This is a genomic window from Dyella silvae (assembly GCF_026421305.1).
Classification (GTDB): Bacteria; Pseudomonadota; Gammaproteobacteria; order Xanthomonadales; family Rhodanobacteraceae; genus Dyella; species Dyella silvae.
This window is the reverse complement of sequence record NZ_JAPJBQ010000002.1, coordinates 900,907-913,374: the sequence shown is the minus strand read 5'-3', so window position 1 is coordinate 913,374 and position 12,468 is coordinate 900,907. Positions and strand designations below refer to the sequence as shown.

Here is a 12,468-nt window from a genome sequence, read left to right as displayed (position 1 = left end):
CCGGAAGGCGCGCCATCGGGGTGGCCTTTCTCTTGGTTACTTCTCTTTGGCCACGCAAAGAGAAGTGACCCGCTGTCCGGCAGGACAGCGGAAGCCCGCCGCAGGCGAGCCAGGTCGCCGCACCGTCAATAAGGGCGACAGAACAAAGGTGAGGGATAGAAACGCCACCGCGAGCACCCGCCCCTCACCCCAACCCTCTCCCCGGAGGGGAGAGGGAGCCAACCGCGCGGAGCGTTACTCACTGAAGAACAAAGAATCCCGCTCACCCACCCCTATAATGACCAACCATCCGGCGCACCCTCCTCCCATGAATTACCGCCACGCCTACCACGCCGGCAACTTCGCCGATGTCCTCAAGCACTCCGTGCTATTCGCACTCATCGAAGCGCTTCAGGCCAAACCAACGCCGTTCGCCGTCATCGACACGCACGCAGGCAGCGGTTGCTACGCGCTGGACAGCACCGAGGCAGGCAAGACAGGGGAGTACAAAAATGGCATTGCACGCCTGCTGTTCCCCGACATGCATGCGTCCGGCCACCCGACCGGACCGCTGCCGCCGCTGCTCCGTCGCTGGCTGGACAGCATCCTGCGGCTCCCCGGGAACGAGCACGGACTGAAGCTGTATCCGGGATCGCCCCTGCAGGCCGCCCAGGCGATGCGTGACGGCGACAGTGCCCAGCTATGCGAGTTGCATCCCGAAGAAGCCAAGCTGCTGCGCGAGCTGTTTCATCACGATCATCGCGTGCATGTGCATCAGCGCAACGGATACGAGGCATTGAAGGCGCTGCTGCCGCCCAAGGAAAAGCGTGGACTGGTGCTTATCGATCCGCCCTATGAGGCGCAGGAAAGCGAATATCGGGTGATCGAGCAGGCACTGAAGCTGGCGCTGGAACGCTGGCCGACGGGTATCTATGCGATCTGGTATCCCATCAAGCTCCGCAGTCAGGTGCAGCCTTTCCACCGCTGGCTGCAGCGCTGTGGCGCGAGGCGCGTGTTGAGGGCAGAGCTGCTGGTGCACCCCGACGACTCGCCGCTGCGCCTCAACGGCTCGGGCATGGTCATCCTTAATGCGCCGTGGAAGCTGGATGACGTTTTGCGCGAACCGCTACGCGCCATGACGCCGCTGCTCTCACAGGACAAGCCCGCGCATTGGCGTCTGGATTGGCTGCTGGAAGAAAATGCTGGCTGAGTAGGGGTATCGCGCGCTTCTGGTGTATACCGTCCATGGCACCGGCCCGTTAAGCTCAGGGCAACCCATGCGGATATGCGCCATGAACCGATCTGCGGCTTCTTTCCTTCGCCAAAGCGCTCTCTGTGTCAGCCTCCTGATACTGGCAGCGTGTGCGCCGGCTCCTATTTACAAGCCTTCGCCCAGCACCGTGGCGGTAGCCCCGAACATGGTGGCGCAGTCGCCGCAGCAGTATTCGAATGCAGACGTGATCTGGGGCGGGCGCATCGTAGAAGTACGCAACTTTCCCGACCACAGCGAGATCGAGATTGCCGCCTATCCACTGGATAGTTCGCAACGTCCCAAAGTTGACAACGGCGGTGGCTGGGGAAGATTTATCGCGGTGACGCCGGGCTACGTCGAATCGTTCGACTACCCCAATGGCGCGCTCATGACGCTCTTTGGCCGCCTCAACGGTACGCATACCGGCACCGTGGGCGAGGCTGCCTACGTGTTTCCCTTGGTCAGCGTGACGCAGTCGCACGTCTGGACGGCCGCCGAACTGCAGAACGGGCACTCCAATGTAAGCTTCGGCCTCGGCATCGGGGTGGGCATTCACTAACGCATCGGGCCGAATACACTGCTGTCTTCGTCCAAAGGAATGCACGATGTCCGGCCATGCCAACTCGCTCAAGGCGATCCTGATCGCCCTGGGCGCGAACTTCGCGATTTTTCTCAGCAAGCTCGCCGCCGCCCTGATCACCGGCTCCGGGGCCATGCTGGCCGAAGCCGTGCACTCGCTGGCCGATTGCGGCAACCAGGGTTTGCTGCTGTTCGGCATGCGCCAAGCCGATCACCCGCCATCGGACGAGTATCCGCTGGGTTGGGGACGCGCCCTGTATTTCTGGTCGTTTCTGGTGGCGATACTGCTGTTCAGTGTGGGCGGCATGTTTTCCATCTACGAGGGCGTCCACAAGCTCGGTCACCCTGAACCGCTGAAGTGGCCCTGGCTGGCGGTGGGCGTGCTGGGATTTGGCTTCGTTGCCGAGTCCATTTCCATGCGCGGCTGCATGAATGAAGTGAACAAGGTGCGCGAAGGACGAAGCCTCTGGCGCTGGTTTCACGAAACGCGTTCGAGCGAGCTGCTGGTGGTCTTCGGCGAGGACCTCGCCGCCCTGCTTGGCCTGGCCGTGGCGCTGGTGGCGGTAGTCGCCACCATGATCACGGGCAACCATCTTTATGACGCGGTGGGCACCATCGTCATTGGCGTACTGCTGGTGGTGGTAGCCATCGCCATCGCCTATGAAGTGAAAGCGCTGTTGATCGGTCAGGGCGTGGAGCCGAATCGGCGTGAAGCCATGATTGCCTTCATCAACGCCCGTCCGGAGGTAGACGTCGTGCTCAACCTCATCACGCTGCAGATGGGACCCGACGTGATGGTGGCGGTAAAAGCGCGCATGTCACCGGCGCCCAGCCAAGCCGCGCTCATTGAAGGGATCAATGGGGTGGAACGCGCCATGAAGGCGCAGTTTCCCGATATCCGCTGGAGTTTCTTCGAGCCGGATATCGCCGATTGAGTCATGCCGTCATTCGGTGGGAGCGCATCCTGTGCGCAACAACCCACCGAAGCTGAAATCCACGCGACCCGCGCGCACAGAATGTGCTCCTACAGCGGTCAAGAACTCTTTGGCTGCAACAAGTCCCACTTGTTGCCGTAGAGATCCTGGAACACCACCACCGTGCCGTAGGCCTCCTCGCGAGGCTCTTCGCAGAACACCGCGCCAGCCGCCTTCATGCGCCGGTAATCGCGCCAGAAGTCATCGGTATACAGCAGCAGAAACACCCGGCCGCCCGTCTGGTCGCCTACGCGTGCGGTTTGCTCCGGCGCGCTGGCTTTGGCCAGCAGCAAGCGCGTCTCGGTCGAGCCCGGCGGAGCGACCACCACCCAACGCTTGCCGCCACCCATGTCGGTGTCCTCGACCAAGGTGAACCCGAGTACGCGGGTATACCAATCGATGGCGGCGTCATAGTCAGCGACTACCAGGGCGATGCTGGCGATGTATTGCTTCACTTGTGCGGTTCCTTGGTTGAAGGCCACTCGCCCAGCTCTGCCTGCAGCTTCTTGGTGAGCCGGGCGCGAATCAGCCCATAGGCCGTGCGAATAAGCCCGGACAACTCGGCAGTGGTGAAGCGCTTCGGCTCCACCACCTGAACCCAGCGGGCGCGGGCGAGATAAGGGGCGGCGATCATACCCGGCTGGTCGGTCAGTTCGAGGAAGCGATCGTCTTCGACCTTGAAGGCCAGCCGCCCGCCATCGACCGGCATGACCACGAACATCTTGCCGCCCACACTGAAGACCAGCTCGCCTCCCCACTTGATGTCGCGTGTCACGCCCGGCCAGTGGCCGCACAGGGCCTCGAGCTGGGCGGGGGTGATGCCTTTGGTCGCAACGGCCATGAATTTCACTCTCCCTCAACGTACCGGTGAATGCATTGGCGCATTCTGCCCGCTGCACCCTTCCGTGGTGCGGGGTCAGCCCTGGTTGGCCGCCATGCGGTGCGACATAGCGCCGCAAAAGTGATTGTGATTGAAGGCCTTTTGTTCATGTTGCGGCGCACACAGTACGGTAAAGTATGGTCATGACACCCGCCATCGACTACTCCACGCCCCGGCGCAACCTGGTCCCGCCGCGCAGCACCGAACGGTTCGCCCGTCCGCGGCTGCTCGAGCTGCCCAGGCCGAAGGGTGAGCTGGTCCACACGCACGACGGCCGCGAGTTGCGGCTGCGTGGTATCGAGCCGGGTGACGTCGCCGCGCTGAAACGCCAGTTCTGCCGGTTGTCGCCGGAAGACATCCGCCGCCGCTTTCTTCATGCAATGTGCGAGCTGCCGGAACCCATGGCGCAGCGCCTCTGCCGGATCGACCCCGAGCACGAAACCGCTTTCGTGCTGATGGACGAAACCGTGCAGCCGGCCGAGCTGCGTGGCGTCGGCCGCATTTACGTCGATGACGTGGCCAATAGCGCGGAGTTCTCCGTGCTGGTGGAGCACGACTGGGCCCGCCAGGGCCTGGGCGCCATGCTGATGCAGCGGCTGGTCGACGATTGCCGCCATCGCGGCCTGAGCGAGATCTGGGGCTATGTGCTTCTGGAAAATCGCCCCATGCTGGAACTGTGCAGGGACCTGGGCTTCGTTCGCCGCCTGATCCCGGAAGAGCCCGGCGTGACGCAGATTTCGCTGCAGCTCTGAGAGCCAGGGCAACACTGATCAAGTCTCGCCGTCGTCATGATGCCTGGAAGGTCCGCAGGCGGAGGTGCGCGGCGCAGGGAAGACTGGCCGTCTTGCCAAGCCGCGCGCCTTCGTCTGCGGACCTTCCAGGCATCACCCCTTTCATTGAAATGCTTATGTGGGGCCGTCCCTGTCTGCCCGCATCTCTTCGGGGCGTCGACTCGACAGACGGCCAGTCTGCCTTCGCCGCCGCCCCTGTGATCTGCAGGCAGACAGGGACGGTGACGACGGCGAGACTTGATCAGTGTTGCCCTAGCCCCACACGCTGATGTGAACCACCGCCCCGGTCTTCCGGGGCGGTCGCGTTACACTTGCCCGCTTTCCAGGTGTGGCCAGGCCATGCCCCTCGAATCCAGCGTCCGCATGGCTAATACGATTCCTCATCCGTCCCTGCCCTCCACCCCCAAGCAGCGCCGTTTCTGGACGTCGCCGCACGGCTCGTCGCGCGCGCTGCTGGTGGCCGAAGCCGCCCGCTCGCACCAGGGCCTGCTGGTTGCGGTGACCCGCGACACCCAGCGTGCCCATGCGCTGGAGGACGAACTGCGCGTATTCGCGGGCAATCTGCCGGTGCTGCATTTCCCGGACTGGGAAACCCTGCCCTACGACGTGTTCAGTCCGCACCCGGATATCGTTTCGCAACGCGTCGCCACCCTGTACCAGTTGCCCAGCACCGAACGCGGCGTGCTGGTGGTGCCCATTGCCACGCTGATGCAGCGCATTGCGCCGCGCAGCCATATCACTGGCGCCGGGCTGGTGATGAAAAAGAAACAGAAGCTGGATCTCGCCGCCGAACAGCGTCGGCTGGAAGCAGCCGGTTACCGCAACGTGCCGCAGGTGGCCGAACCGGGCGACTTCGCCGTGCGTGGCGCACTGATCGATATTTTTCCTATGGGCGCCGGCGAGCCGTATCGCATCGAGCTGTTCGATGACGAAGTGGAGTCCATTCGCAGCTTCGACCCGGAAACCCAGCGTTCGCAGCAGCAAGTGGAGAGCATCGAGCTGCTGCCGGCGCGCGAATTTCCGCTCACCGAGAACGCGGCGAAAGATTTCCGCACGCAGCTGCGCGAGCGCTTCCCCATCGACGTGCGCCGCTGCCCGCTCTACCAGGACATGAAGGAAGGCGTCACGCCGGGCGGCATCGAGTATTACCTGCCGCTGTTCTTCGAGCAGACGGCCACGCTGTTCGACTACTTGTCCGACAACGCCGTGTTCCTGCTCACCGAAGGCGTGCTGGAATCGGCCGAGCAGTTCTGGACACAGACTGGCGAGCGCTATGAACAACGGGCGCACGATATCGAGCGCCCGGTGCTGCCGCCAGCCGAGCTGTATCTGCCGACCGAGTTGCTTCGCGAACAGCTCAACAGGCGCTTGCGCGTGGAAGTGGTGGAAGGTGGCCACGAACACGCGATGTCTGTCGGCACGCAGCCTGCGCCCGAGTTGCCGCTCAACCGCAAGGGCGAGGAGCCGGGCACGTCGCTGCGTCACTTTCTGACCAGCTATCCGGGGCGCGTACTCATCACCGCCGACTCGGCAGGCCGCCGCGAGGCGCTGATCGAGCAGTTGGCCAGTGCGGGTCTGAAGCCGGAAACGGTGGATGGATGGCAAGCCTTCCTGAGCGGGACGGACGAACCACGCCGGTTCGCCATCACCATCGCCGGTCTCGAACAAGGCTTCGCGCTCAACGAACCTGCAGTCACCGTGCTCACCGAGCGCGAGCTGTTCGGCGAGCGCGTGCGTACGGAACGCAAGCGCCGGCGCGGCGCGGCACGCGATCCCGAAAGCATCATCCGAGATCTCACCGAGCTGACCATCGGCGCGCCCATCGTGCACGTCGACCACGGCGTGGGCCGCTACCAGGGTCTGGTGTCGATGGAACTGGGCGGCATGGAGGGTGAGTTTCTCACCATCGAGTACGCCAAGGGCGACAAGCTCTACGTGCCGGTCGCCCAGCTCGGCCTGGTGAGCCGCTATACCGGCACCGCGCCGGAACTCGCTCCTTTGCACTCGCTGGGTGGCGATGCGTGGGAACGCGCGCGCCGCAAAGCCGCGGAGAAGGTTCGCGACGTGGCCGCCGAACTGCTGGCCATTTACGCGCAGCGCGAAGCACGCGGCGGCGAATCGATGCCGATCGACCGTCAACTTGTCGAGGAGTTCGGCGCCAGCTTCCCGTTCGAGGAAACGCCGGACCAACTGCACGCCATCGATTCCGTACTCAAGGACCTGGCCGCGCCGCGCGCGATGGATCGCGTGATCTGCGGCGACGTGGGTTTCGGCAAAACCGAAGTGGCGTTGCGCGCGGCTTTTGCGGCAGCCACCGCGGGCCGCCAGGTCGCCGTACTGGTGCCCACGACCCTGCTCGCTCAACAGCATTACCGTAACTTCGCGGACCGCTTTGCCGACTGGCCGGTACGCGTCGACGTGCTATCGCGCTTCAAATCCACCAAGGAAGTGAACGACGCACTCAAGCGCCTGGCCGATGGCCAGATCGACGTCATCGTGGGCACACACAAGCTGCTGGCCCCTGAGATCAAGTTCAAGAACCTTGGCTTGGTCGTGGTGGATGAAGAACAGCGCTTTGGTGTGCGCCAGAAGGAACAACTGAAGAAGCTGCGCGCGGAAGTTGATCTGCTGACCATGACCGCTACGCCGATTCCCCGCACGCTCAATATGGCAATGAGTGGCCTGCGCGATCTTTCGCTGATCGCCACGCCGCCCGCGCATCGCATGGCGGTGCGCACCTTTATCGCCGCATGGGAGCCCGCACTGATTCGCGAGGCGTTCCAGCGCGAGCTGGCGCGCGGTGGTCAGGTGTACTTCCTGCACAACGAGGTGGACACCATCGAGCGCACGGCGCGCGAACTGCAGGAACTGATTCCTGAAGCGCGCATAAGCATCGCCCACGGCCAGATGCCCGAGCGCGAACTCGAACGCGTGATGGCGGACTTCCACCGTCAGCGTTTCAACGTGCTGGTGTGCACCACCATCATCGAGACCGGCATCGACATCCCCACGGCCAACACCATCGTCATCAACCGCGCGGATCGTTTCGGTCTGGCCCAGCTGCATCAGCTGCGCGGGCGTGTGGGCCGTTCGCACCATCGCGCATACGCCTATCTGGTGGTGCCGGACCGCAAGGCCATGACGGCCGATGCCGAAAAACGTCTGGAAGCACTGGCCTCGCTGGAAGAGCTTGGCGCTGGCTTTACGCTGGCCACGCACGATCTGGAAATTCGTGGCGCAGGCGAGCTATTGGGCGACGAGCAATCCGGCCAGATCCAGGAGATCGGCTTCGGTCTCTACACCGAGCTGCTGGAACGTGCGGTACGAGCCCTGAAGTCAGGCAAGCTGCCCGACTTCGATCTGAGCAGCGAGCACGAAACCGAAGTGGAACTGCACCTGCCGGCGCGGATCCCCGACGACTACCTGCCCGACGTGCATACGCGTTTGACGCTGTACAAGCGCATCGCCAGCGCGCGTAACCCCGACCATCTACGCGACCTGCAGGTGGAAATGATCGACCGCTTCGGCCTGCTCCCTGATCCGGCCAAGCAGCTGTTCGCCGTTGCCAGCCTGAAGCTGATGGCCACCCCGCTGGGTATCCGCAAGCTCGATTTCGGCGCCAATGGCGGACGTATTACGTTCCGCGACAAGCCCGAGGTCGACCCGATGGCGATCATTCGCCTGATCCAGGGCCAGCCACGTGTCTACAAGTTGGATGGGCAGGACAAGCTCAAGGTGAACCTGGAGCTGCCCGGCGCCAGCGAACGCATTCGTTCCGCGCAGGAAGTGCTGGTGCAGTTGGGGGCGAGGCGTCCTGCCTAAGCTCCCGTCCGCGAGCTTTACATAGCTTCGTTGCTGCCTCATCGCGAGCACCCGCCCCTCACCCCGGCCCTCTCCCCGAAGGGGAGAGGGCGAAGTGGGGTGCCTCGCGAAAAGCCCAGGGTGGCGGTCAAGGGCGAGCGAAGCGACTACCTGCTTTAAGTCCTCTTCGCATTGGCGCGTTGCGAAGCGCATGGAAGTACCCGCTGTGTAGCGGCGGAGGTTGCCAAGCAACAACGCGCCTCGCGCGTTCGGGCTTATCCCTGCGCAATGCTGCCAGCTCTTCAGGCCATTTTCTTTGGGTTACTTTTCTTTGACTCCGGGCATCCTGCCCTACGCCCTTCGGGCCGGCTTCGCCGTTCGCACGCGCTCCTGCGCGTGCGTGGGCCAGCAAAAGAAAAGTGACTCGGCCTCAGGCAGGAGGTCGAAACGCCCGCCGCGTAGGCGGCACGCTGGCGGGATCGCATGAGGCGACAGCCGACAACTGCGGAAACTGGATCCCGGCCTGCGCCGGGATGACGGTGAGGCTCCACAGCGCATCTTGGAGAAACACCAAGAACCAGCCCTGCGCTCCAATGACGGTAGTCGAATCACCGACCAACCACGCGACATGCGCCAGAGTGGACACGCGACGCAGGACACCAGTGGCCACCGCTGGGTATTCTCACCCTCCATAGCCGATGCGAACCCAGCGACCCGGGGCGATGCCAGGCCGGCAATTCAGCAAGCAGGAGACCTTATGACGCACGACGCACTGTCATCCACCGAGGGACGCTGGCAGTTTCGGCCCAAGATGCTGATCCGCCCCATCGTCGCCTGGGGCACGGTCGGCCTGTTCCTGATCTTCGGCTCGGACTGGATGCAGCACCTGAGTCGCCATGAGATCGGCCTGTCCCTGTTTGCGTGGCTGTTCTTCGTGATCGTGTGGGGCTCGTTCGGCGTGGTGCACGAAGCGGAAGAACTCGCCGGCCTGCTCGGCGAACCGGTAGGCACACTGGTGCTGACGCTGTCGATTGTGCTCATCGAAGTGGTGCTGATCTCCGCCGTGATGCTTGGCGCCGGAGATACGGCGACCCTGGCACGCGACACCATGTTCGCGGTGCTGATGATTGTGCTCAACGGCGTCGTTGGACTTGGACTGCTGATCGGCGGCATTCGCCATCACGAACAGGCCTTCAACCTGCACGGTGCTTCGGCGTTTCTCGCGGTCATCATTCCGCTGGCGACCATCGCGCTGGTGTTACCCAACTTCACGACCTCAACCTCCGACGGCTCGCTGACATCGATACAGGCCGTCAGCTTCTCGATTCTCACCATCGCACTCTACGGCCTGTTCCTGTGGCTGCAGACGGGCCGCTACAAGGGCTACTTTGTCGCGCCGCGATCCGATTCGGATATGAATCTGCCGGAAGCCCCGCCGCCGCCGCCGCGCAAACCGCGCAAAGGCGAGCTGTTGTTTCACGTGCTGCTGTTGCTGGTCAACATTCTGCCGATCGTGATTTTGTCCAAGAGCCTGGCCAAGGTGCTGGACTACGGCATCGCCGCCACCGGTGCGCCGCATGCGCTGGGCGGCATCATCATTGCCATGCTGGTGTTCACACCGGAAGGCATCTCGGCGCTTATCGCCATTCGGCGCGACGAGCTCACCCGCGCGATCAACCTCTGCCTCGGCGGCGCGGCCTCCACGGTGGGCCTTACCGTGCCTGCGGTACTCGCCATTGGCCTGTTCACCGGCAAGCCGGTGGTGCTCGGCCTGCCACCCGCCAGCATCGTGCTGCTCGCCTCCACGCTCGTGTTGAGCTCGCTAACCTTCTCGGGCTGGCGCACCACCATGCTGGAAGGCGCCGTCCACCTGTCGATGTTCGCGGTATTTCTGGTGCTTGTATTCAGCCCCTGAGGGCTGGGCGATCAACCGTGCGGCGTCGCTCTGGCGCCAGCGCGCACAAGGTAATAGACGGCGAACATGTTCTGAGGGTCCGTCCATGACTGCGCCACGTCCAGACCGGCCTTGCCGGCCAGCGTGGCGAAGTCGTCGTGCGAATACTTGCAGCTGTATTCCACCTGCATGGCTTCCTCAGAGCCGAAGTTCACCTGCTGCTTGCCGATGCGTACCCTCTGGTCGCTCTTGCTGATCAGGAAGGTTTCGATACGGCCCGCCATGGCGTTGTAATGCGCCGCATGCCGGAACTGGCCAATATTGAAGTCACTACCGATTTCCCGGTTGAGGCGCACCAGCATGTTCAGAGTGAACTCGGCCGTGACGCCTGCGCGGTCGTTGTAGGCAGCCTCGATGGTCGCGACGTCTTTCTTCAGGTCCGCACCGATAAGGATGCCGCCGTTGTCACCCATCTCAGCGCGCATTTTGCGCAACAGCTCCGCCGCCTCGCGCGCCTCGAAGTTGCCAATGGTGGAACCGGGGAAATACAACACCGTGTGCCGCGGCACGCGCGGAGGAATCGGCAACCGCAGTGGCCGGGTGAAATCCCCCAGCAAGGGCTGTACCGGCAGCGCGGGGAACACTTCAGCAAGGTCCTGGACACAGCGGCGCAGTGGCTCAGGCGAAATTTCCACCGGCACATAGGACACCGGTGTGCGCAGGTGCTCCAGCAGCATGCGTGTTTTCACACCGCTACCGCTGCCGTATTCTACCAGCCGCACATCCTCGCCCAGCGCTCGCGCCATCTCGCCCGCATGCACGGACATCAGGTCGATTTCGCAACGCGTGAGGTAATACTCCGGCTGCTCGCAGATGGCCTCAAATAGTTGAGAACCACGCTCGTCGTAGAACAACCACGATGGCAAACGCTTGGGCTGCATACGCAGACCGCGCTGCACGATGCCGATGAGACTGTCGGCAGGTGGACGACGATTGTCGTCATGAAGTTCGAATGCTCGTACATTCATCGGTCTTGACCCAATCGAATCCCCATGAATTGCCAGCGTGCATGGGGCGGAAAGAAATTCCGGTAACTCGCGCGAATGTGTTCGCGCGGCGTGACACACGAGCCACCGCGCAGCACCCATTGCCCGCACATGAATTTGCCGTTGTATTCACCCAGTGAGCCCGAGAGCGGCCGAAACCCGGGATAGCTGACGTAGGGCGAAGCGGTCCACTCCCACACGTCGCCAAACATCTGCAGCAAGCCCGTCCCCGACGCAGCCGACTGCGGATGCAAGGCGTGCGCATCGAGAAGATTGCCCTGCACCGTCAACCCCGATGCCGCACTTTCCCACTCCGCTTCAGTGGGAAGACGCGCACCGGCCCAACGTGCGAAGGCATCGGCCTCGTAATAGCTGATATGACTTACCGGCGCGTCGGGGTCGATGGGTTGCACACCCGCGAGAGTGAACTCGCTGGACAGGTCTTCCTGCCAGTACAGCGGGCGTTGCCACTGCTCACGGCACACCGTGTCCCATCCATCGGAGAGCCACAGCGACGGTTCGCGATAACCGCCGTCGTGCACGAAGGCAGCGTATTCGGCATTGGTCACGAGCCGGTTCGCCAGCGCGTGCGGCGACAATAGTGCGCAATGCCGGGGCGACTCGTTGTCGAACGCAAAGTCTGCCCCTTCGTGACCGATGTCTGTCACGCCTTCGCGACCCGGCAAGAATTCCAGCGTCACCGGCGAACGGTTTTTCGCCGGTGCCAGTGGCGCCGTGTAAGCCGGCAGCAGCGGGTTGGAAGCAAACGCGTGCTTGATATCGGTGAGCAACAACTCCTGGTGTTGCTGCTCGTGTTCAAGACCCAGTTCGATGATCGCCTGAGTGGTTGCATCGACGCCACGCAACAGCCGCTCGCTCACGGCGTCGTCGACGCGCTCGCGATAGTCACGAATCTGCGACACACCGGGACGCGACAACAACCCGCGTCGCGGCCGCGCATGCATCGGCCCGACGGTCTGGTAGTACGAGTTGAACAGGTAGTGCCACTCCGGATGCAACGACCGATACGCAGGGTCGCGCTCGAGCACGAACTGTTCGAAGAACCATGTGGTATGGGCCAGGTGCCATTTGGCCGGACTCGCCTCCGGCATGGATTGCACCATCATGTCTTCGGCACTGAGCGGTGCGCATAAGGCGATGCTGCGGGAGCGGATTCGCCGGAATCGCAGCATCAGCGCCTCGGCTTGAACGGCCGATTGCGCCAATGTCATTGCCGCCTCCTGCTAAGGACGGCCTCGCACTCCGCACCAT

General features: G+C 63.2%; 10 protein-coding genes. 6 read left to right on the top strand and 4 right to left on the bottom strand.

Annotated elements, in window-relative coordinates:
* The first annotated feature begins 307 nt into the window (after nt 1-307).
* The 3 genes from OQE56_RS08390 to OQE56_RS08380 all read left to right on the top strand — a co-directional run bounded on the left by OQE56_RS08390 (nt 308) and on the right by OQE56_RS08380 (nt 2,745).
* On the top strand, nt 308-1,189 hold the full coding sequence (locus OQE56_RS08390; RefSeq protein WP_267223357.1) for a 23S rRNA (adenine(2030)-N(6))-methyltransferase RlmJ: 882 nt from the start codon (nt 308-310) through the stop codon (nt 1,187-1,189).
* An 82-nt stretch (nt 1,190-1,271) separates the two neighbouring features.
* Nucleotides 1,272-1,790: a Slp family lipoprotein gene (locus OQE56_RS08385; protein WP_267223355.1), complete on the top strand. Its 519-nt coding sequence runs from the start codon at nt 1,272-1,274 to the stop codon at nt 1,788-1,790.
* Between the two features lie 46 nt (nt 1,791-1,836).
* Nucleotides 1,837-2,745 (top strand): cation diffusion facilitator family transporter, encoded by a 909-nt coding sequence (locus OQE56_RS08380; RefSeq protein ID WP_267223353.1) that lies wholly within the window; start codon nt 1,837-1,839, stop codon nt 2,743-2,745.
* Nucleotides 2,746-2,843: 98 nt separating this feature from the next.
* On the opposite strand, the gene OQE56_RS08375 is transcribed toward OQE56_RS08380, so the two are convergent.
* Together OQE56_RS08375 and OQE56_RS08370 are read right to left on the bottom strand one after the other, a co-directional pair.
* Nucleotides 2,844-3,239, bottom strand: coding sequence for a VOC family protein (locus tag OQE56_RS08375; protein WP_267223351.1), 396 nt, complete (start codon nt 3,237-3,239; stop codon nt 2,844-2,846).
* On the bottom strand, nt 3,236-3,625 hold the full coding sequence (locus OQE56_RS08370) for an MmcQ/YjbR family DNA-binding protein (protein WP_267223350.1): 390 nt from the start codon (nt 3,623-3,625) through the stop codon (nt 3,236-3,238). The genes OQE56_RS08375 and OQE56_RS08370 overlap by 4 nt, the downstream gene beginning before the upstream one ends.
* 182 nt (nt 3,626-3,807) lie before the next feature.
* Between OQE56_RS08370 and OQE56_RS08365 the strand changes: the two genes are divergently transcribed.
* The 3 genes from OQE56_RS08365 to OQE56_RS08355 all read left to right on the top strand — a co-directional run bounded on the left by OQE56_RS08365 (nt 3,808) and on the right by OQE56_RS08355 (nt 10,171).
* Nucleotides 3,808-4,416, top strand: a complete 609-nt coding sequence (locus tag OQE56_RS08365) for a GNAT family N-acetyltransferase (protein WP_267223347.1) — start codon at nt 3,808-3,810, stop codon at nt 4,414-4,416.
* 402 nt (nt 4,417-4,818) lie between these two features.
* A complete protein-coding gene (gene mfd / locus OQE56_RS08360) occupies nt 4,819-8,277 on the top strand; it encodes a transcription-repair coupling factor (protein WP_267223345.1) in 3,459 nt (1,152 codons plus the stop codon).
* A gap of 736 nt (nt 8,278-9,013) precedes the next feature.
* Entirely contained in the window at nt 9,014-10,171 is a 1,158-nt protein-coding gene (locus tag OQE56_RS08355) for a calcium:cation antiporter (protein ID WP_267223343.1), read from the top strand.
* A gap of 11 nt (nt 10,172-10,182) precedes the next feature.
* Here the strand turns inward: OQE56_RS08355 and egtD are convergent, their stop codons facing one another.
* Both egtD and egtB read right to left on the bottom strand, forming a co-directional pair.
* Nucleotides 10,183-11,178 carry an L-histidine N(alpha)-methyltransferase gene (egtD, locus tag OQE56_RS08350; protein WP_267223342.1) on the bottom strand — a complete coding sequence of 332 codons (996 nt, stop codon included), beginning with the start codon at nt 11,176-11,178 and terminating at the stop codon, nt 10,183-10,185.
* Nucleotides 11,175-12,428 carry an ergothioneine biosynthesis protein EgtB gene (gene egtB / locus OQE56_RS08345; RefSeq protein WP_267223341.1) on the bottom strand — a complete coding sequence of 418 codons (1,254 nt, stop codon included), beginning with the start codon at nt 12,426-12,428 and terminating at the stop codon, nt 11,175-11,177. Before egtB ends, egtD begins: the two co-directional genes overlap by 4 nt.
* Nucleotides 12,429-12,468 lie beyond the last annotated feature (40 nt).

Excerpts from the sequence above, each read along its gene's own strand:
- mfd (WP_267223345.1), top strand. The coding sequence starts at position 4,819 with ATGGCTAATACGATTCCTCATCCGTCCCTGCCCTCCACCCCCAAGCAG.
- OQE56_RS08380 (WP_267223353.1), top strand. The coding sequence starts at position 1,837 with ATGTCCGGCCATGCCAACTCGCTCAAGGCGATCCTGATCGCCCTGGGC.
- egtB (WP_267223341.1), bottom strand. The coding sequence starts at position 12,428 with ATGACATTGGCGCAATCGGCCGTTCAAGCCGAGGCGCTGATGCTGCGA.
- egtD (WP_267223342.1), bottom strand. The coding sequence starts at position 11,178 with ATGAATGTACGAGCATTCGAACTTCATGACGACAATCGTCGTCCACCT.
- OQE56_RS08365 (WP_267223347.1), top strand. The coding sequence starts at position 3,808 with ATGACACCCGCCATCGACTACTCCACGCCCCGGCGCAACCTGGTCCCG.
- OQE56_RS08390 (WP_267223357.1), top strand. The coding sequence starts at position 308 with ATGAATTACCGCCACGCCTACCACGCCGGCAACTTCGCCGATGTCCTC.
- OQE56_RS08385 (WP_267223355.1), top strand. The coding sequence starts at position 1,272 with ATGAACCGATCTGCGGCTTCTTTCCTTCGCCAAAGCGCTCTCTGTGTC.
- OQE56_RS08355 (WP_267223343.1), top strand. The coding sequence starts at position 9,014 with ATGACGCACGACGCACTGTCATCCACCGAGGGACGCTGGCAGTTTCGG.
- OQE56_RS08370 (WP_267223350.1), bottom strand. The coding sequence starts at position 3,625 with ATGGCCGTTGCGACCAAAGGCATCACCCCCGCCCAGCTCGAGGCCCTG.